The organism is Micrococcus sp. HMSC067E09 (assembly GCF_001812555.1).
Classification (GTDB): domain Bacteria; phylum Actinomycetota; class Actinomycetes; order Actinomycetales; family Micrococcaceae; genus Micrococcus; species Micrococcus lylae.
The window spans coordinates 188,821-206,915 of record NZ_KV809452.1; the positions used below are offsets into that span (position 1 = coordinate 188,821).

Consider the following 18,095-nt stretch of genomic DNA (forward strand, 5'->3'; position numbering starts at 1 on the left):
GGACGGGACCAGTTCGCGACGACGGACGGGGTGCCGGGCGTTCAGTCCGGCGTGCAGCCACTCCTACGGGCCGTTCAGTCCTACGGGCCGTTCAGTCCTGCGGGCGTTCAGACTCCACCGGCTCGTCCCAGAACGCACCCTGCGGGGCGTGGAGCGTGCCGATGCCGTAGACGGCCTCCAGGTTGGCGCGGGTCAAGACCTCCCGGGGCGGGCCGGAGGCCACCACGCGGCCGTTCATCAACACCACGTGCTCGGCGGCGAAGGCCTCGTCCAGGTCATGGGTGGTGAACACCACGGACACGCCGCGGGTGGGCTCCTCATGGATCAGCTCGTCGATGGTCTGGGCGGAGACCAGGTCCAGGCCGGTGAGCGGCTCGTCCAGCATGAGCACGTCGTGCTCCTGGGCCAGGCCCTGAGCGACGTAGACGCGCTGGCGCTGCCCGCCGGAGAGCTCGGAGAGGTGGCGGCGGGCCAGGTCCGTGATCTTCATCCGCTCCATGGCCTCGTCCACGCGACGGCGGTCCTGACGCGTCAGGCGGCCGAACCAACCGGTGCCGGCGTAGGTGCCCATGGTGACCACGTCCTGCACCGTGAGCGGGGTGCCCGGCGGCACCTGCACGGACTGCATCACGAAGGACACCTTCCGCGCATGCTCCTCGGCGGACTGGCCGTGCACGGTGACGGTGCCCTGCGTGGGCTTGAGCACCCCGGCCAGGGCCTGCAGCAGGGTGGACTTGCCGGAGCCGTTGGGGCCGATCACGGCCACCACTCCCCCGGCCGGAAGCGAGAAGTCCGAGGCGCGCACGGCCAGATGCTCGCCGTGGCGCAGCTCCACGCCGTGGCCGCAGGCCAGCTCGTCGGCGGGTCCGGGCAGGCGGTGGGCGCCGCCGGTCGGGTGCGTGTGGGCGTGCGCGGCGCTCATGCGGTGGGCTCCTTCACGGTCGGTTCGACGGCGGGCGTCAGCACTGCGTCCCCGGCCACGCGGCGTCCGGCGCGGCGGCCCCGGCCCCGGCCGCGGCGCAGCACGGCCTGCACGGTCAGCACCACGAAGAACAGGACGATCGGCACCAGGGCCATGGTGGCCGAGGCCGCGGTGTTCCAGTGGAAGGACAGGATCAGGCCGAGGGTGACGGAGAAGGCGCCCAGGACCATGGCGGTGAACATCATCGCTGGGACGGTGCGGGTGACCAGGGCGGCGGTGGCCGGGGGACCGACCAGCAGGCCGAACACCAGCACAGTGCCCACGGCCTGGAACGAGCCGATCACAGCCGCACCGATCATCACGAGCAGCAGCACGTGGGTCAGCTGCGGGCACATGCCCAGGGACCGGGCCTTGGCCTCGGAGAAGCTCAGGGTCAGCAGCGGGCGGTAGAGCAGCAGGGCCAGCAGCACCACGGCCGCGGCGATGCCGCCCTGGATCCACAGGTGCTCGACGCTCACACCCAGGGCGTCTCCGAACAGGATCGACGTCAGAGACCCGGTGTAGGAGTCGGACATCGAGATGATGACCACGCCGAGCGCCATCATGCCCACGAACAGCAGGCCGATGGCCGTGTCCTCCTTGAGCGTGGTGGCCCGGTGCACCAGAGAGATGCCGGCGAGCATCACCACGGCGGCCACGGCCGCACCGACGTAGACGTTGCCGCCGAGCAGCACGGCGGTCGCGATGCCGGGCATCACGCCGTGCACGAAGGCGTCGCCGAAGAAGCTCATGCCGCGCAGCACCAGCCAGGTGCCCACCACGGAGCACATGACGGCCGCGATCAGCCCGCCCATCAGGGCCCGTTGCTGGAAGCCGAGCTCGAAGGGCGCGGTCAGCCATTCCATGTGCGGTCTCCTCTCTGGAGCGTGGAGGCGGTCCCGGCCGGGGCCTGTCCCCCCGCGCGGGTCACTCGCCGAGCTCGTCGGCGAGCTTATGGGCGTTGTAGACCATGGCCTTCTCGTAGGTGTCGGCCTCCGAGCCCTTCGGACCGATGCCGCCCTCGTAGAGCTCGACCACCGGGATGCCGTCGCTGTCCTGGGACAGGGAGGTCACCTCGGCCATTGGAGTGCCCACCGAGGTCAGCAGCGCCGAGGCGCCGTTGTCGCGCAGGATCTCGGTCAGCTCGGCCAGGGCCTGCGAGGAGGGCTTGCCGTCGGTGGAGCCGCCGGGGACGACCACGCCGGTGACCTCGAAGTCGTAGGCCTCGGCGAAGTAGCCGTAGGCATCGTGGTCCGTCATGAGGGTCCGCTTGTCCTCCGGGATGCTCGCGAGTATCTCGCGGACCTTCTCGTCGGTCTTCACCAGCTCGTCGTGGACCTGGGCTCCGCATTCGGCGTACTTCTCGTCCCCGGTCTTCTCCTGCAGGGTCTGGCCCATGAAGGTCGCGGCCTTCGCCATGCGGGCGGCGTCCAGCCAGAAGTGCGGGTCCTCCGAGCCGTGGTCGTGCCCGTCGTGGTCGCCGTGGTCGTCGTGGTCGTGGCCGGAGCCGGCGCCGAAGGGGATCGGGTCGACCTCCGGGGCCACCTCCACGATCTCGGCGCCGTCGGCCTCCGCGTTGCGCAGGGCCGAGCCCATGCCGCCCTCCAGGCCCAGGCCGTTGGTGAACACCAGGCCGGACCGGGCCATCTCGGCCACCTGCTGGGAGGAGGCGGCGAAGTCGTGCGGGTCGTCGCCCGGCCCCATCACGGACAGGCCCTGGGCGCCGTTGCACTGCGCGATCTGGTCCAGCACGGAGCCCAGCTGGGTGGTGGTCGCCACCGCCACGGTCTCCCTCTCGCCGCTGTCCTCGGCGCCCGGGCCCGTCTCATCGGAGCCGCCGCAGGCGGTCAGCGCCAGAGCGGAGGCGGACAGCAGGGCCGTGAGGGCCAGGAATGGACGGGCGGAGGACACAGACATGCGTGCAGGCCTTTCCGTGACGGGGGTCCGGCGCGCCGAACACGACCGGAGGGAATGAAAATCGTTCGCAACGATAGCACTGCGGGCAGGGGCCCCGCGTCCGCGGAGGCGGCACCGCCGCCCGGACGTGAGGGATCTCCCACAGCCGTCTGCGGCGGTCGGCCGGCGAGGGCACGACGACGGCCGCTCGCCGTCGTCAGGCGACGCGGCCGCCGTCGGGGGCACCCTCAGGAGGGGTGCACCCGGCGGGTGGACTGGGTGGCGTCATGGATCTCGCCGACGAGCTCCTCGAGGACGTCCTCGAGGAAGAGGACGCCGACGGTCACGCCGTCCTCGTCGATCACGCGGGCCAGGTGCGAACCGGTGCGCTGCATCAGAGCCAGGGCGTCCTCGACCTCGTCCGCGGCGCGGACGTTGGCCAGCGAGCGGACCTTCGTCACCGGCACCGGCAGCTGATGGCCGCTCGGCGGGACGGTGAGCACGTCCTTGAGGTGGAGGTAGCCGGAGAGGCCGCCGTCGCCGTCGTCCACCGCGAAGCGCGAGTAGCCGATGCGGCCGACGTTCCATTCGAAGCGCTCCGGGGAGATGCCCTCCGGGACGGTGACGACCTTGTCGATCGGCACCATGACGTCCCCGGCGGTGTTGTCCGAGAACTCGAGCGCCGAGTGCAGCACGCCGGACTCGTCCTCCAGGGTGCCGGACTTCGTGGACTCGGCCACGATCGACTGGACCTCTTCGAGGGTGTAGCTGGAGGCCACCTCGTCCTTCGGCTCCACGCCCAGGGCCTGCAGTGCGAGGTTGGCGGTGCGGTTGAGGATCCAGATGATCGGCATCAGCAGCTTGGACAGCCACACCAGCGGGGTGGCCAGCAGCATGACCGCCCTGTCCGCGAAGGACACCGCGGCGTTCTTCGGGACCATCTCACCGAGGGTCACGTGCAGGAAGGTCACGATCAGCAGCGCCAGGACGAACGCGGTGACGTCCGCGACGCCCGCCGGCAGCCCGAGTGCCTCCATCGGCACGACCATCAGGTGGTGCAGCGCCGGCTCGGACACATTCAGGATCAGCAGGGAGCACACGGTGATGCCGAGCTGGCAGACCGCGAGCATCTGGGAGACGTGCTCCATGGCGAACAGGGCGACCTTCGCCTGGCGGGAGCCGGCGTCGGCCTTCGGCTCGATCTGCGAGCGGCGGGCGCCCATGACGGCGAACTCGCCGCCCACGAAGAAGGCGTTGGCCGCCAGCAGGACCACGAGCCAGATCAGGCCCATCACGTCGTCGCTCATGCGGTCGCCTCCCCGTCACGGGCGGGCGCGGGCTCGAACCGGACGCGTTCGATGCGGCGACCCTCCATGCGCTCCACAGAGATCGACCCGCCGTCGATCTCGACCACGTCGCCCACCTGGGCGATGCGGCCGAGGCGGGCCATGATGAAGCCGCCGATGGTCTCGTACGCACCGTCCTCCGGCACCTCGAGGGCGGCGATCTGAGCGTGCGCCTCGTCCGGGCGCAGATCCGCCGGGAAGTACCAGCGGCCGGAGGCGGTCTGGAGCACGCCCGGGGTGACACGGTCGTGCTCGTCTGCGACCTCGCCGACGATCTCCTCGACGACGTCCTCGAGGGTGACCATGCCGGCGGTGCCGCCGTACTCGTCCAGGACCACGGCCACCTGCAGCGGCGCCTCCCGCAGCTCGGTGAGCAGCTGGTCCAGGTGCACGGTCTCCGGAACCTGGATGACGTCGGTCATCACCGAGCCCGCGGTGAGGCCCTCACGGCGCTCCAGCGGGATCGCCACGGCCTTCTTCACGTGCAGCACGCCGCGGATGTCGTCCGAGGACTCGCCGATCACCGGGAAGCGGGAGTAGCCCGTGGAGCGGGCCAGGTCCAGCACGGCGGTGATGGAGTCGTCCGCGCCGATGGTCTCCATGCGGATGCGCGGGGTCATCACGTCGGCCGCGGTGCGGTCAGCGAAGCGCAGCGTGCGGTCCAGGAAGGTCGCGGTGCGCTCGTCCAGGGTGCCCATCTGCGCCGAGCGGCGCACCAGGGAGGACAGCTCCTCGGGGCTGCGGGCGCCGGAGATCTCTTCCTTGGCCTCCAGGCCCATGCGGTGCAGGACCTTGTTGGAGAAGCCGTTCAGTACGACGATCGCCGGCTTGAACACGGCGGTGAACATCAGCTGCGGGCGGGCCATCAGCCGGCCCAGGCGCATCGGCTCGGCGATGGCCAGGTTCTTCGGGATCAGCTCGCCGATCAGCATGGACAGCAGGGTCGCGATCACCATGGCGATGACGAGCGACGTGGTCCGGACGGCGGCCTCGGGGACACCGAGCTGGGCGAGCGGGTCGTCGATCAGGGCGCCGATGGCCGGGTCCATGACGTAGCCGGTGAGCAGGGTCGTCAGCGTGATGCCCAGCTGGCACGCCGAGAGCTGGGTGGACAGGGACTTGAGGCAGCGCAGCAGCGGTTCGGCCCCCTTGTCCCCGTCGTCCACCATGCGCTGGACGGTGGGGACGTCGATGGCGATCATCGAGAACTCGACGGCCACGAAGAATCCGGTGCCGAGGATCAGGAGCATGCCGAGGGCCAGGAGGATCCACTCCATCGTCAGCATCCCCCGCTCTCGGGGACGCCGGCCGTCAAGGCGGTGCGCGGTGCGTCAGATGCGCTGGGACTGGAAGGCTCCGATCCGGCCGCGTCGGCGACGCCGACATGGCGGGTGGGCGCAACAGAACAGTGTTGGTCCATAGTGCCCATGAGTATACGGGCCGAAGAGCACCTCTATTCTTCGCGCGCCGCGCGTGTGCGCGCACGGGACGCGGGCGCACGCACGTGGCACGAACGTCTGCACACCCTTACCTCGGACGACCAATCCGGGCGCGGGCGCACGCACGTGGCACGAGCGGTCCCCTCCGGTCCCGGCAGCGCCGCAGGTCACCAGGACGCGGAGACCGGACGGCCCTCCTCGTAGCCGGCGGCCGACTGCACGCCCACCACGGCGCGCTCGCGGAACTCGGCGAGGGTGGTGGCGCCGGCGTAGGTGAGGCTGGAGCGCACGCCCGAGGTGATGGAGTCCAGCAGGTCCTCCACGGAGGGACGGGCGGGGTCGATGTACATGCGGGAGGAGGAGATGCCCTCCTCGAACATGGCCTTGCGGGCCTGGCTGAACGCGTCGTCGTGCCGGGTGCGGTGCTGCACGGCACGCGCCGAGGCCATGCCGAAGCTCTCCTTGTAGCGGCGGCCGTCCGGCCCCACCACCACGTCGCCCGGCGACTCCAGCGTTCCGGCGAACCAGGAGCCGACCATCACCTGGCTCGCTCCGGCGGCCAGGGCCAGCGCCACGTCCCGCGGGTGCTTCACGCCGCCGTCCGCCCACATGTGGGCGCCGCGCTCCCGGGCCGCCGCGGCGCACTCGAGCACGGCCGAGAACTGGGGGCGCCCGACCGCCGTCATCATCCGCGTGGTGCACATCGCCCCCGGTCCCACGCCGACCTTGACGATGTCCGCTCCGGCGGAGACCAGGTCCCGCACTCCGTCCGCCGTCACCACGTTGCCGGCCACCACGGGCACGCCGTCCACCTCGGAGCGGACCGCGTCCAGGGCCTGCAGCATGGTCGCCTGGTGTCCGTGCGCGGTGTCCACCACGAGCACGTCCACGCCCGCGTCCACGAGGTCACGGGCCTTCTGCCGGACCGGACCGTTGATGCCCACGGCGGCGCCGACGCGGAGCGTGCCCCGGCCGTCCAGGGCGGGGACGAACACGGTCGACCGGACGGCCCCGCGGTCGGTGAGGACGCCCACGAGGCGTCCGTGGCCGTCGTCGTCCCCCTGCTCCACGACCGGGGCGAGCCGCACGCGGGCCTCGGCCATGCGGTCGAAGGCGGCCCGCGCCGAGGAGGCGATCTGCTCCGGGGTGCCGGAGGGCACCTCGTCGGCGGTGAGCACCAGGACGGGCGGGGCCATGACGGAGCCGACCGCGGCCCACCGGTCCTTGCCCTCGCAGTCCGCGCGGGAGAGCAGGCCGAGGAGGCGGCCGTCGTCGTCCACCACGCAGACGGCGTCGTGGTTCCGGCGGTCGAAGAGGTGGATCGCATCCAGCAGCGGCGCCTTCGGGCCCACCGTGAGCGGGGTGTCCAGCACCGGGTGGGCCGCCTTCACGCGGGCCGTCACCTCGGAGATCACCTCCACGTCCACGTCCTGCGGCAGGATGCCCAGGCCGCCGCGGCGGGCCATGGTCTCCACCATCCGGCGGCCCGTCACGGCGGTCATGTTCGAGGCGACGAGGGGGATGGTGGTGCCGGTGCCGTCGTCGGTGGAGATGTCCACGTCCATGCGGGACGTCACCGAGGAGCGGGAGGGCACCAGGAAGACGTCCGAGTAGGTGAGGTCCGAGGTCGGCGGGGTCAGAAATCGCATGGAGCCAGTGTCCCAGATCACCCACGCCGGCGAGGCCCGCCCCGCGTGCGGGCAGAGGCGGCTGTCAGATGGTCAGAACGCGCCCGGAGAACACTATGATGGACAGAAGGCGATTCACCTGTCCCGCTGGTCGTGCGCGCGCGAAACGGCGCGTGCCCGGCAGGCGGCACCGGCAGGAGTGAGATCGCGGCCGCATGGCCGACCCCGCGGGGCCGACCGTGGACACGGTCGGCGCCTCCCGGCGCCGCTCCGTGCACCGCTGACCAAGCATCATCAGAGAAGAGGCGTTACACAGTGCCAGAGCTCACGACCGACCGACTCGCCGAAGAGTTCCCGGGCAACGAGAGGCTCGTCGCCGAGATCTACCGGAAGTACCAGTCGGATCCGACGTCCGTGGACTCCCAGTGGGCCCAGATCTTCGCACGGCTCGAGGCCACCCAGCCCGCCGCCGCGGAGAAGGAGGCGAAGCCGGCAGAGAAGAAGGCCGAGAAGCCCGCCGCGAAGAAGGAGGCCTCCCCCGCAGAGGACCCGGGCAAGAAGGCCCCGGAGAAGTCCTCCTCCGCAGCGGCCACGCCCGCCGCGAAGAAGTCGGTCTCCGGCGTGAAGAAGTCCTCCTCCACCTCCAAGGCCGTGCCGTCCGAGCCGACCGCGTCCGAGAAGTCCGCTGAGGAGAAGCAGGAGAAGGCCACCGTCCTCAAGGGCATGGCCAAGGCCGTCGCCTCCAACATGGACGCCTCCCTGTCCATGCCGACGGCCACCACCGTCCGCGACCTGCCGGCCAAGCTGCTGATCGACAACCGCGTGGTCATCAACAGCCACCTGGCCCGTTCCCGCGGCGGCAAGGTCTCCTTCACCCACCTCATCGGCTATGCCGTGGTCAAGGCCCTCGGGCAGATGCCGTCCATGAACGTCACCTACGAAGAGCGGGACGGCAAGCCCACCATGGTGGAGCCGCCCCACGTGAACTTCGGCATCGCCATCGACCTGCCGAAGCCGGACGGCACCCGCTCCCTCGTGGTGCCGAACATCAAGGCCGCCGAGACCATGAACTTCCTCGAGTTCTGGAACGCCTACGACGACCTGGTGAAGCGCGGCCGCGCCAACAAGCTCACCATGGACGACTACGCCGGCACCACTGTCTCCCTGACCAACCCGGGCGGCATCGGCACCGTGCACTCCGTGCCGCGCCTGTCCAAGGGTCAGGCCGCCATCATCGGCGTCGGCGCCCTCACCTACCCCGCCGCCTTCCAGGGCGCCTCGGAGTCCACCCTCAACGACCTGGCCGTCTCCAAGACGATCACCCTGACCTCGACCTACGACCACCGTGTCATCCAGGGCGCCGGGTCGGGCGAGTTCCTCAAGATCGTCCACGGCCTGCTGCTCGGCGAGCAGGACTTCTACGACGACCTCTTCGAAGACCTGCGCATCCCCTACGAGCCCGTTCGCTGGGCCCAGGACATGCAGGTCAACCCGGAGGAGCAGGTGGGCAAGGTCGCCCGCGTGCAGCAGCTCATCCACGCCTACCGCGACCGCGGCCACCTCATGGCGGACGTGGACCCGCTCGAGTACACGATGCGCTCCCACCCGGACCTCGACGTCCTCGAGCACGGCCTGACCCTGTGGGACCTGGACCGCGAGTGGCCCACCGGCGGCTTCGGCGGCAAGTCCGTCCTGTCCCTGCGCAACATCCTCGGCGTGCTGCGCGACGCCTACTGCCGCACCATCGGCGTGGAGTACATGCACATCCAGGACCCGTCCGAGCGCGCCTGGTTCCAGGACAAGCTGGAGCGCCCGTACGCCAAGCCCACGCGTGAGGAGCAGCTGCGCATCCTCGGCCGCCTCAACGCCGCCGAGGCGTTCGAGACCTTCCTGCAGACGAAGTACATCGGCCAGAAGCGCTTCTCCCTCGAGGGCGGCGAGTCCCTGATCCCGCTGCTGGACGGCGTGCTCTCCGAGGCAGCCGACTCCGGCCTGGACGAGGTCACCATCGGCATGGCCCACCGTGGCCGCCTCAACGTGCTGACCAACATCGCCGGCAAGACCTACGCCCAGGTCTTCCGCGAGTTCGAGGGCGCCACCCCGGGCGGTGCCTCCGGCTCCGGCGACGTGAAGTACCACATGGGCACCGAGGGCACCTTCGTGTCCGACGCCGGCAACCGCACCAAGGTGTACCTGGCCGCGAACCCGTCCCACCTCGAGGCCGTGAACCCGGTCCTGGAGGGTGTGGCCCGCGCGAAGCAGGACCGCCTCAACCGCGGCTCCGAGAGCCCGGACTCCTTCTCCGTGCTCCCGATCCTGGTGCACGGCGACGCCGCGTTCGCGGGCCAGGGCGTGGTGGGCGAGACCCTCGGCCTGTCCCAGCTGCGCGGCTACCGCACCGGCGGCACCGTGCACGTGATCGTGAACAACCAGGTGGGCTTCACCACCCCGCCGTCCCAGGCCCGCTCCTCGGTGTACGCCACGGACGTGGCCAAGACGATCCAGGCGCCGATCTTCCACGTGAACGGTGACGAGCCGGAGTCCGTGGTCCACGTGGCCCGCCTGGCGTTCGAGTACCGCCAGCGGTTCCACAAGGACGTGGTCATCGACCTCATCTGCTACCGCCGCCGCGGTCACAACGAGGGCGACGACCCGTCGATGACGCAGCCGCGCATGTACAACCTGATCGAGAAGAAGCGCTCGACCCGCAAGCTGTACGTGGAGTCCCTGGTGGGCCGCGGCGACATCACCCAGGAGGAGGCCGACTCGGCGCTGAAGGACTACCAGCAGCGCCTGGAGCAGGCCTTCGCCGAGACCCACGCCGTGCACACCGGTGCCATCCCGGTGGTCGGCACGGGCATCGAGCCGGCCGGTGAGAAGGACCGGCTGCCGCAGGCCCCGGAGGGCACCGCGATCTCCGCGGAGCTGCTGCGCGAGATCGGCGAGGCCCACCTGGCCACCCCGGAGGGGTTCACCGTGCACCCGAAGCTCACCTCCCTGCTGGAGAAGCGCGCCAAGATGGCCGTGGACGGCGGCATCGACTGGGGCTTCGCCGAGCTGGCCGCCTTCGGCTCGCTGCTGAAGGAGGGCGTGTCCGTGCGCCTGGCAGGCCAGGACTCGCAGCGCGGCACCTTCACCCAGCGCCACTCGGTCTTCCATGACCGCGCCACCGACGACGAGTGGACCCCGCTCAAGGACCTCGCCAGCGGCGGTGCCAAGTTCTGGGTCTACAACTCGCTGCTGTCCGAGTACGCCGCCCTCGGCTTCGAGTACGGCTACTCCGTGGAGCGCTCCGACGCGCTCGTGCTCTGGGAGGCCCAGTTCGGCGACTTCGTCAACGGCGCCCAGACGATCATCGACGAGTTCATCTCCTCCGCCGAGCAGAAGTGGTCCCAGACCTCGTCGATCGTGCTGCTGTTGCCGCACGGCTACGAGGGCCAGGGCCCGGACCACTCTTCCGCCCGCATCGAGCGCTTCCTGCAGATGTGCGCGGAGGACAACATGCGCGTGGTGAACCCGTCCACCGGTGCGAACCACTTCCACGCGCTGCGGGAGCAGGCATACGCCCGCCCGCGCAAGCCGCTGATCGTGTTCAGCCCGAAGCAGCTGCTGCGCCTGAAGGCCGCCGCCTGCTCCGTGGAGGACTTCACCGAGGGCCGCTTCCAGGCGGTCATCCCGGACGCGTCCGTGAAGGCGGAGAACGTCCGGCGTGTCGTCCTCGTCTCCGGCCGCCTGTACTACGACCTCGTCGCGCGCCGCGCGAAGGAGGGCGACGAGTCCACGGCGATCGTGCGCGTCGAGCAGCTGTACCCGCTGCCGGCCGAGGAGATCAAGGAGCAGCTCGCCCAGTACCCGGACGCCGAGGTCGTCTGGGCGCAGGACGAGCCGGCCAACCAGGGTCCGTGGCCGTTCATGGCCCTGAACCTGGTGCCTCAACTGGACCGTGAGGTCACCCTCGCGTCCCGCCCGGCGCTGGCCGCGACCTCCGCCGGCACCAAGGGCCGCCACGACGAGGAGGCCGAGGTCCTGCAGAAGGCCGTCTTCGGCCTCTGACCCGCTCCATGTGAGTGCCGCGGTCCGGCTCCGTTCCCACGGGGCCGGACCGCGGCACAGCCGGACAGACACCCGTACACCGCTTCAGAACGAGAAGGAGTCCCCCAGTGGACACTCGCCAGATCCGCATCGCCGCCGTCGGCGACCAGCTCCTGGCCGGCGCCGGAGACCCCCGTGCGATCGGCTGGTGGGGACGCGTCCTGGCCCGCACCAGCGCCCCGGACGTGAGCCTGGAGAACTATGTGCTGGCCGTGCCGCACGAGACCACCGAGCAGCTCAACGAGCGCTGGTGGACCGAGACCTCGCGCCGCTTCGACGACACCACCGAGAACCGTCTCGTGGTGGCCCTGTCCGACGCTGACCTGGACTTGGACGCCTCGTCCACGGCCCGGTCCCGCCTGAACCTGGCCAACATCCTGGACTCGGCGGCGCAGAAGGACATCCGCACTCTGGTGGTGGGTCCGACCCCGTCGCTGGACGAGGAGCGCAACCGGCGCCTGGCCGAGCTGAACGCCGCCTACGCGGACGTCGCGGACCGCCGTCACGCGGTCTACGTGGACACCTTCACCCCGCTGGTGTCCCACGAGCAGTGGCGCTCGGACCTGGCCGCCGGCCAGGGCCGCCCGGGCCAGGCCGGCCACGGCCTGATCGCCTGGCTGGTGCTGCACCGCGGCTGGTACCAGTGGCTCGGCGTCCCGGAGCCGACCGCCTGATCCTGTGCCCTCGGCCGGCCCCGGCCGGAGGATCACGACGACGGCCGCCCCCTTCACGGGGTGCGTGACGTCCCGACAGCCCGCACCGTGACAGGTGCACGTTCCTCCCGCCCGGCGACCCCGCCGTGGTGTGGAAGAATGGTGAAGTTCGCAACTGAGAAGGAGGTGCGCAGATGAGCAAGCGTGCCCGCAAGCGCCGCGACCGCCGCAAGTCCGGCGCGAACCACGGCAAGCGTCCCAACGCCTGAAGCCAGGCGCTGGGGTGACCGTTGAGGTTCCCACAGACGGCGAGGGCCCTCACCCGCTCGGGTGAGGGCCCTCGTTCCGCCTCATCGACTGGTGAGGACACACCGTCAAGGCGCCCCGGAACGGGCCGGTGACGGTGTGTTCTCACCAGTAGGCGGCGGGGACAGGCTTCTGGCGCAGTGACCGGCGCTCTCACCCATAGCGGGTGACGCGGATCTGGGTCATGCGCATGCGTATGGTGGCCCGCAGCTGCTCGGGCGCCTTCTCCTGGCAGCAGCGGCGCACCTCGGAGCGGATCAGCTGCTCGAACGCGGCCTGCTCATGACAGTCCGGGCAGTCTTGAAGGTGTCGACGCATGGCCTCGATGTCCTCGTCGGTGAGGGCGCCGTCCAGGTATTCGTAGAGCCGCTCCAGGTGGCCTTCGCCGAAGGCCCCGCAGCATCCGTCGTGGCGGTTCATCGCGTCGCCTCCTTCTGTGCGGCGGTGGTCTTCTTCCGGCTCTTGCCGGGGGTGGTGGTGACGTCCATGCCGCGTCCGGCGGCATACTCGGACAGCGCCTCCCGCAGCTGCTTGCGGCCGCGGTGCAGGCGGGACATGACGGTGCCGATCGGGACGTCGAGGATCTCGGCGATCTCCTTGTAGGCGTAGCCCTCCACGTCCGCGAAGTAGACCGCGAGGCGGAAGTCCTCCGGGATGGACTGCAGGGCGGCCTTGACCTCGGAGTCCGGCAGACGGTCGAGGGCCTCGGTCTCGGCCGAGCGCAGACCCGTGGAGGTGTGCTCGGCGGCGCGGGCCATCTGCCAGTCCTCCACCGTGTCCGTCTGGGCCTGCTGGGGCTCGCGCTGACGCTTGCGGTAGAGGTTGATGTACGTGTTCGTCAGGATCCGGTACAGCCAGGCCTTGAGGTTGGTGCCGGGACGGTACTGGTGGAAGGACGAGTACGCCTTCGTGTACGCCTCCTGGACGAGGTCCTCGGCGTCCTGGGGGTTGCGGGTCATGCGCAGCGCGGCGGAGTAGAGCTGGTCCACGAACTCGAGGGCGTCGCGCTCGAAACGGGCGCGGCGGTCCGTCTCGGTCTCTGCGGCCACGTCGATGTCCGCCGTGTCGTGCTCCGGCGCGTTCTCCGGGCGGGCGTATGCGGCCGGCGTCTCGTCGTGGGCCGGAGCCTGGGGGCGGCCGTCCTCGGCCGCGGAGATGTGATCGGTCATCACCGGCCAGTCTACGGCGGCCGGCCGCGGCGGTGCGATGGTGGGCGTCATCGGCGCGACCTCCTTCCTCGCGGGCCCGCCGGATCGGCGGAACGTGCGCGTCGTCAGTGTCTGAAGCGTCCCCACAGGCGCCGCTATTCCCCGGCCCTGCCCTGCCTTCCCCCACGCCGCCTCGGTAGGCTGGAGCCCGTGCCCGACTCACCGCAGACCTCCCCTTCCGCCCCCTGCCCCGCCCCGCCCCCTGCCGCCGCAGGCGCCGGGCCCTGGCCGGACCTGTGGCCGGCACCGCACGCGACCGGCCCGGTGGAGGGCACCGTGGAGCTGCCCGGCTCGAAGTCCCTGACCAACCGCTGGCTGGTGCTCGCCGCGCTCGCCTCCGGGCCCTGCACGCTGCACGGGGTGCTGCGCAGCCGGGACACGGACCTGATGCGTACCGCGCTCACCGCCCTCGGCGCCGGGTTCTCGGACGGCGCGGACGGCGCCCTGCACATCACTCCCCTGCCGGTCGGCGAGCCGCTCCCGGCGCCCGTGGAGGTCGACTGCGGCCTGGCCGGCACCGTCATGCGCTTCCTGCCGCTGGTGGCTGCCCTGCGCCCGGGCACCGTCCGCCTGGACGGGGACCCCGGCGCCCGCGTCCGCCCCATGGGCGCCACGGTCGAGGCCCTGCGGAGCCTGGGCGTGCAGGTCACGGAGGAGGGCGAGCCCGGCCGTCTCCCGCTGACCCTCGCCGTTCCCGAGGGCCTATCCGTCCTTCCCGACGACGGCCCCCGGCTCCTCGAACTGGACGCCTCCGAGTCCTCCCAGTTCCTCTCCGCGGCGCTGCTCAGCGCGTGCGCCCACCCGGGCGGCCTGACGATCCGCCACACCGGGGCCGCCGTGCCGAGCCCGGAGCACGTCGGCATGACGCTGGCGGCACTGCGGGAGGTCGGCGTGGACGCCTCGGCCGTGGACGAGCGCACCTTCACCGTGCCGGGCGTCCGCCCGCACCCGTTCACCATGACCGTGGAGCCGGACCTGTCCAACGCCGGCCCGTTCCTGGCCGCCGCCGCGGTCACCGGCGGCACCGTGCGCGTTCCCCGCTGGCCCGCGCAGACCACACAGATCGGCGAGCGCTGGCGGCGCATCCTGCCGGCCTTCGGCGCCCAGGTCTGTCTCACCCCGGACGCCGAGGACCCCACGCACGGCATCCTTCAGGTCCGCGGCGGCCGCGACGCGGACGGCGACCCGGTCGTCTGCGGTGCCGGCGAGGTGCCGGACACCGCCGAGCTCGCCCCCACCGTCGCCGCCCTGGCGCTGCTCGCCGAGGGCCCGACGCAGCTCACCCGCATCGGCCACCTGCGCGGGCACGAGACCGACCGCCTGGCCGCCCTGACCGCCGAGGCCGCCCGCTTCGGCGTCCACGTGAGTCAGGGCGCCGACCGCCTGGACTTCCCGGGGAGCGGTGCCGCCGGGGACCTGACGCCGGCCGAGGCACGGACCTACCACGACCATCGGATGGCCACGTTCGCGGCCGTCGTCGGGCTGGCGGTGCCCGGCACCACGGTGAGGGACGTGGGGACGACCGCAAAGACCATGCCGGACTTCCCGGCGATGTGGGAGGCGCTGGTGCGCGGGGAGGAGACCTGAGTGGGCCGCCGAGTGGACCCGAACGCCTGGGACGAGTCGGATGTGCGCGTGCGTCCGAACAAGAGGGGCTCGCGGCCGCGCACCAAACAGCGGCCGAAGCACGAGGACGCGCGGATCGCCATGGTGACCACGGTGGACCGCGGCCGGTACACCGTCTTCCTGGACGGCCAGGACGCTCCGGTGACCGCGATGCGCGCCCGTGAGCTGCGCCGGAACCCGATCGCCACGGGCGACCGGGTGGCGGTGGTCGGGGACCTGTCCGGGCGTCCGGGGACGCTGGCGCGGATCGTGCGCATCGAGGAGCGCACGACCGTGCTGCGGCGCTCCGCGGACGACTCGGACGCCGTCGAGCGCGTGGTGGTGGCCAACGCGGACATCCTGGTGATCATGGTGGCCGCGGCGAACCCGGAGCCGCGCACCGGCTTCATCGACCGTGCACTGGTGGCCTGCTACGACGCCGGCATCCACCCGCTGCTGCTGATCACCAAGACGGACCTGAAGGACCCGGCGGACCTGATCCGCCACTACGAGGACCTGGACCTGGAGGTCATGACCTCCGGCGCCTCCGCATTCGAGCAGCAGACCGGGGACACGGACCTGGACGCCTCACTGGTGGAGCGGGTGGCCGAGCGGCTGCGCGGGCACACCGCCGCCTTCGTGGGTCCCTCCGGCGTGGGCAAGTCCACCCTGCTCAACGCGCTGACCGGCGCGGACCGGGCCACCGGGCACGTCAACGCCGTCACCGGGCGCGGCCGCCACACCTCCTCCTCCGCGCTGGCCGTGCCCCTGCCGGACGCCGCGGGGAACCCCGTGCCGCACACCTGGGTGGTGGACACCCCCGGCATCCGTTCCTTCGGCCTGGGCTGGGTGGAGCCGGACCGCGTGGTGGAGGCCTTCGACGACCTCTCCGGCGCCCTGGCCGACTGCCAGCCCGGCTGCACCCACCTGAGGGACGACGGGGACTGCGGCCTGGACCCCTGGGTCCGTGCCGGGAAGGCCGGTGCCGCCGGCGCCCACCGTCTGGAGTCCCTGCGCCGCCTGCTGGCCAACCGCGCCGGCGCCGCAGAGCCGGGTTCGGAGTCCTCGGAGGCGCCCCAGGAAAGCTGAGCCGCGGCATCCCGCGCCGTGGACGCCCTGAGGATCGGCGGCTCCTTCTGCCCCGCGGCGACCGGACAGGATAGCGTGGGGCCCATGGAGAGCACCGGAGCCGAGACCACCGCCCCCGCCGCCCGTGCCCCGCGGGAGCACAAGGACCACACCGAAGACCTGCGCCTGGCCCACATGCTCGCGGACAACGTGGACTCCCTCACCATGTCCCGTTTCAGGGCGCTGGACCTGGACGTCTCCACGAAGCCGGACCTGACGCCGGTCTCGGACGCGGACACCGCCGCCGAGGAGGCCATCCGCTCCGCCCTGTCCCGCGCCCGTGCCCGCGACGGCATCCTGGGCGAGGAGTTCGGCGAGACCGAGGGCCGGGACGGCCGCACCTGGGTGATCGACCCCATCGACGGCACCAAGAACTTCGTGCGCGGCGTCCCCGTGTGGGCCACCCTGGTCGCGCTGCTGGAGGACGGCGAGCCGGTGCTCGGCGTGGTCTCCGCCCCGGCCCTGCACCGCCGCTGGTGGGCCGCGAACGGGCAGGGCGCCTTCGCAGGCACCTCCCTGACCCGCGCCGAGCGCATCCACGTCTCCGGCGTCTCCGAGCTCTCGGACGCCTCGCTGTCCTTCTCCTCCCTGGAGGGCTGGCGCGAGCGCGGCCAGATCCGCCCGTTCCTGGAGCTGACCTCGGACGTGTGGCGGGTGCGCGCCTTCGGCGACTTCTGGTCCTACATGCTGCTGGCCGAGGGCGCCGTGGACATCGCCTGCGAGCCGGAGCTGGCCCTGCATGACATGGCCGCCCTGGTGCCGATCGTCCGCGAGGCCGGCGGCCGCTTCACCTCCCTGGACGGCCAGGAGGGTCCCTTCGGCGGCAACGCCCTGGCCACCAACGGCCACCTCCACGAGGAGGTCCTCGGCCGCCTGCGCGCCGATGGCTGAGCCGGCCCGCCCGGGCGCCTCCGGCTCGGGCTCCGCCTCCTCCTTCCCGACGACGGCCCCGCGCCGCCGCCTGCCCGGTCCCCTCTTGCTGTGGGTGGGCCTCGGCGGCGCCGTGGGCGTGCTGCTCAACGCCGGCACCCACGCGCTGCTGGACGGCCCGGGTCTGGCCCTGTTCGGCCCCGCGGCGGGGAGCACCCCCGCCATGGTGGTGGCCAACCTGCTCGGCGCGTTCCTGCTCGGCCTGCTCAACGGCCGGGCACGGACGTCCCGGGCGCCGTGGGACGAACGGGTGACCGCTGCCCTGGGCACCGGGGTGCTGGGCGCCTACACCTCCTTCAGCGCGCTGGCGGCGCTGCTGGGCACCCCTGTCACCGCAGCGCTGTCCGCGCCGGGCACGGCGTCCGCCGAGCGGATCCTCGGCGGTCTCGGCGCCGGGCTGCTGCTGGTGGCTGCGGTCGCCGCCGCCGGCACGCTGTGCGCCTGGGCGGGGCTTCGTGCCGGGTCCCGTTCGGGGGCTGCGGACCCGGCGCGGGAGGCCGCACGATGACCCTGCTGGACTCCCCCGCCCTGCTGCCGGCCACGGCCCTGGCCGGCGCGTGCGGCGCCATGCTCCGCTTCGCCCTGGACCGGTGGCTGTCCCCGCGGGGTGTCCTCGCCGCCAATGTGCTCGCCGCGCTGGTACTCGGCGCGGCCGTGCCGCTGCTCTCGGCCCTGCCGCACGCGCCGTTCACGCTCCCGGTCGCCGCGACGTTCGCGCTGGCCCTGGGCACCTTCTCCACGCTGGCTCTGCAGGCGGTGGACGCCGCCGCGGATGCCGGCACCCGCAAGGCCGCTCTGGCCCGTGCCGCGCGAATCTGGGCGCTGCACCTGGGCCTGGGCGTTGTCGCCTTCGTCGTCGGGTTCTGGGTGGGCGCCTGGGCCCTTGAGCCGCCCCTCTGAACC

General features: G+C 71.9%; 16 protein-coding genes. 8 read left to right on the forward strand and 8 right to left on the reverse strand.

Annotated features, from left to right (window positions below; all coding sequences use genetic code 11):
• Positions 1–91: 91 nt before the first annotated feature.
• From HMPREF2863_RS10265 to HMPREF2863_RS10290, 6 genes are all read right to left on the reverse strand, one after another.
• A complete protein-coding gene (locus HMPREF2863_RS10265) occupies positions 92–922 on the reverse strand; it encodes a metal ABC transporter ATP-binding protein (protein ID WP_070639838.1) in 831 nt (276 codons plus the stop codon).
• Positions 919–1,827, reverse strand: coding sequence for a metal ABC transporter permease (locus tag HMPREF2863_RS10270; protein WP_082739569.1), 909 nt, complete (start codon positions 1,825–1,827; stop codon positions 919–921). Before HMPREF2863_RS10270 ends, HMPREF2863_RS10265 begins: the two co-directional genes overlap by 4 nt.
• Positions 1,828–1,888: 61 nt before the next feature.
• The gene (locus tag HMPREF2863_RS10275; RefSeq protein ID WP_067189136.1) at positions 1,889–2,878 is read right to left on the reverse strand and encodes a metal ABC transporter substrate-binding protein; all 990 of its coding nucleotides are present in this window, start codon (positions 2,876–2,878) and stop codon (positions 1,889–1,891) included.
• A 227-nt stretch (positions 2,879–3,105) separates the two neighbouring features.
• On the reverse strand, positions 3,106–4,164 hold the full coding sequence (locus HMPREF2863_RS10280) for a hemolysin family protein (protein WP_070639841.1): 1,059 nt from the start codon (positions 4,162–4,164) through the stop codon (positions 3,106–3,108).
• Positions 4,161–5,480, reverse strand: coding sequence for a hemolysin family protein (locus HMPREF2863_RS10285; RefSeq protein ID WP_070639922.1), 1,320 nt, complete (start codon positions 5,478–5,480; stop codon positions 4,161–4,163). Before HMPREF2863_RS10285 ends, HMPREF2863_RS10280 begins: the two co-directional genes overlap by 4 nt.
• Before the next feature lie 329 nt (positions 5,481–5,809).
• Positions 5,810–7,291: a GMP reductase gene (locus HMPREF2863_RS10290; protein ID WP_070639843.1), complete on the reverse strand. Its 1,482-nt coding sequence runs from the start codon at positions 7,289–7,291 to the stop codon at positions 5,810–5,812.
• A gap of 294 nt (positions 7,292–7,585) precedes the next feature.
• Between HMPREF2863_RS10290 and HMPREF2863_RS10295 the strand changes: the two genes are divergently transcribed.
• The 3 genes from HMPREF2863_RS10295 (at position 7,586) to HMPREF2863_RS12485 (ending at position 12,284) form a co-directional block, all read left to right on the forward strand.
• Positions 7,586–11,323: a multifunctional oxoglutarate decarboxylase/oxoglutarate dehydrogenase thiamine pyrophosphate-binding subunit/dihydrolipoyllysine-residue succinyltransferase subunit gene (locus HMPREF2863_RS10295; protein ID WP_070639846.1), complete on the forward strand. Its 3,738-nt coding sequence runs from the start codon at positions 7,586–7,588 to the stop codon at positions 11,321–11,323.
• Positions 11,324–11,430: 107 nt separating this feature from the next.
• Positions 11,431–12,036: a GDSL-type esterase/lipase family protein gene (locus tag HMPREF2863_RS10300; protein ID WP_067189128.1), complete on the forward strand. Its 606-nt coding sequence runs from the start codon at positions 11,431–11,433 to the stop codon at positions 12,034–12,036.
• Positions 12,037–12,209: 173 nt separating this feature from the next.
• Positions 12,210–12,284, forward strand: a complete 75-nt coding sequence (locus tag HMPREF2863_RS12485; RefSeq protein ID WP_102213400.1) for a 50S ribosomal protein bL37 — start codon at positions 12,210–12,212, stop codon at positions 12,282–12,284.
• A 190-nt stretch (positions 12,285–12,474) separates the two neighbouring features.
• Here the strand turns inward: HMPREF2863_RS12485 and rsrA are convergent, their stop codons facing one another.
• Together rsrA and HMPREF2863_RS10310 are read right to left on the reverse strand one after the other, a co-directional pair.
• Entirely contained in the window at positions 12,475–12,741 is a 267-nt protein-coding gene (gene rsrA / locus HMPREF2863_RS10305; RefSeq protein ID WP_067189127.1) for a mycothiol system anti-sigma-R factor, read from the reverse strand.
• Complete coding sequence (locus tag HMPREF2863_RS10310) at positions 12,738–13,490, reverse strand: sigma-70 family RNA polymerase sigma factor (protein WP_082739582.1); 753 nt, start codon at positions 13,488–13,490, stop codon at positions 12,738–12,740. The genes rsrA and HMPREF2863_RS10310 overlap by 4 nt, the downstream gene beginning before the upstream one ends.
• Positions 13,491–13,679: 189 nt before the next feature.
• Here HMPREF2863_RS10310 and aroA point away from each other — a divergent pair, with 189 nt between their 5' ends.
• The 5 genes from aroA (at position 13,680) to HMPREF2863_RS10335 (ending at position 18,092) form a co-directional block, all read left to right on the forward strand.
• Positions 13,680–15,116: a 3-phosphoshikimate 1-carboxyvinyltransferase gene (aroA, locus tag HMPREF2863_RS10315; RefSeq protein ID WP_082739568.1), complete on the forward strand. Its 1,437-nt coding sequence runs from the start codon at positions 13,680–13,682 to the stop codon at positions 15,114–15,116.
• Positions 15,117–16,223: a ribosome small subunit-dependent GTPase A gene (gene rsgA, locus HMPREF2863_RS10320; protein ID WP_067189125.1), complete on the forward strand. Its 1,107-nt coding sequence runs from the start codon at positions 15,117–15,119 to the stop codon at positions 16,221–16,223.
• An 84-nt stretch (positions 16,224–16,307) separates the two neighbouring features.
• A complete protein-coding gene (hisN, locus tag HMPREF2863_RS10325) occupies positions 16,308–17,153 on the forward strand; it encodes a histidinol-phosphatase (RefSeq protein WP_083315373.1) in 846 nt (281 codons plus the stop codon).
• On the forward strand, positions 17,146–17,700 hold the full coding sequence (locus tag HMPREF2863_RS10330) for a hypothetical protein (protein WP_070639849.1): 555 nt from the start codon (positions 17,146–17,148) through the stop codon (positions 17,698–17,700). The genes hisN and HMPREF2863_RS10330 overlap by 8 nt, the downstream gene beginning before the upstream one ends.
• Positions 17,697–18,092, forward strand: coding sequence for a FluC/FEX family fluoride channel (locus tag HMPREF2863_RS10335; RefSeq protein ID WP_067189118.1), 396 nt, complete (start codon positions 17,697–17,699; stop codon positions 18,090–18,092). The genes HMPREF2863_RS10330 and HMPREF2863_RS10335 overlap by 4 nt, the downstream gene beginning before the upstream one ends.
• The last annotated feature ends 3 nt before the right edge of the window (positions 18,093–18,095 follow it).

Coding starts and splice junctions, on each gene's coding strand:
- HMPREF2863_RS10335 (WP_067189118.1), top strand. CDS start 17,697: ATGACCCTGCTGGACTCCCCCGCCCTGCTGCCGGCCACGGCCCTGGCC.
- HMPREF2863_RS10330 (WP_070639849.1), top strand. CDS start 17,146: ATGGCTGAGCCGGCCCGCCCGGGCGCCTCCGGCTCGGGCTCCGCCTCC.
- HMPREF2863_RS10275 (WP_067189136.1), bottom strand. CDS start 2,878: ATGTCTGTGTCCTCCGCCCGTCCATTCCTGGCCCTCACGGCCCTGCTG.
- HMPREF2863_RS10310 (WP_082739582.1), bottom strand. CDS start 13,490: ATGACCGATCACATCTCCGCGGCCGAGGACGGCCGCCCCCAGGCTCCG.
- HMPREF2863_RS10265 (WP_070639838.1), bottom strand. CDS start 922: ATGAGCGCCGCGCACGCCCACACGCACCCGACCGGCGGCGCCCACCGC.
- rsrA (WP_067189127.1), bottom strand. CDS start 12,741: ATGAACCGCCACGACGGATGCTGCGGGGCCTTCGGCGAAGGCCACCTG.
- HMPREF2863_RS10285 (WP_070639922.1), bottom strand. CDS start 5,480: ATGGAGTGGATCCTCCTGGCCCTCGGCATGCTCCTGATCCTCGGCACC.
- hisN (WP_083315373.1), top strand. CDS start 16,308: ATGGAGAGCACCGGAGCCGAGACCACCGCCCCCGCCGCCCGTGCCCCG.
- HMPREF2863_RS10290 (WP_070639843.1), bottom strand. CDS start 7,291: ATGCGATTTCTGACCCCGCCGACCTCGGACCTCACCTACTCGGACGTC.
- HMPREF2863_RS10270 (WP_082739569.1), bottom strand. CDS start 1,827: ATGGAATGGCTGACCGCGCCCTTCGAGCTCGGCTTCCAGCAACGGGCC.
- HMPREF2863_RS10280 (WP_070639841.1), bottom strand. CDS start 4,164: ATGAGCGACGACGTGATGGGCCTGATCTGGCTCGTGGTCCTGCTGGCG.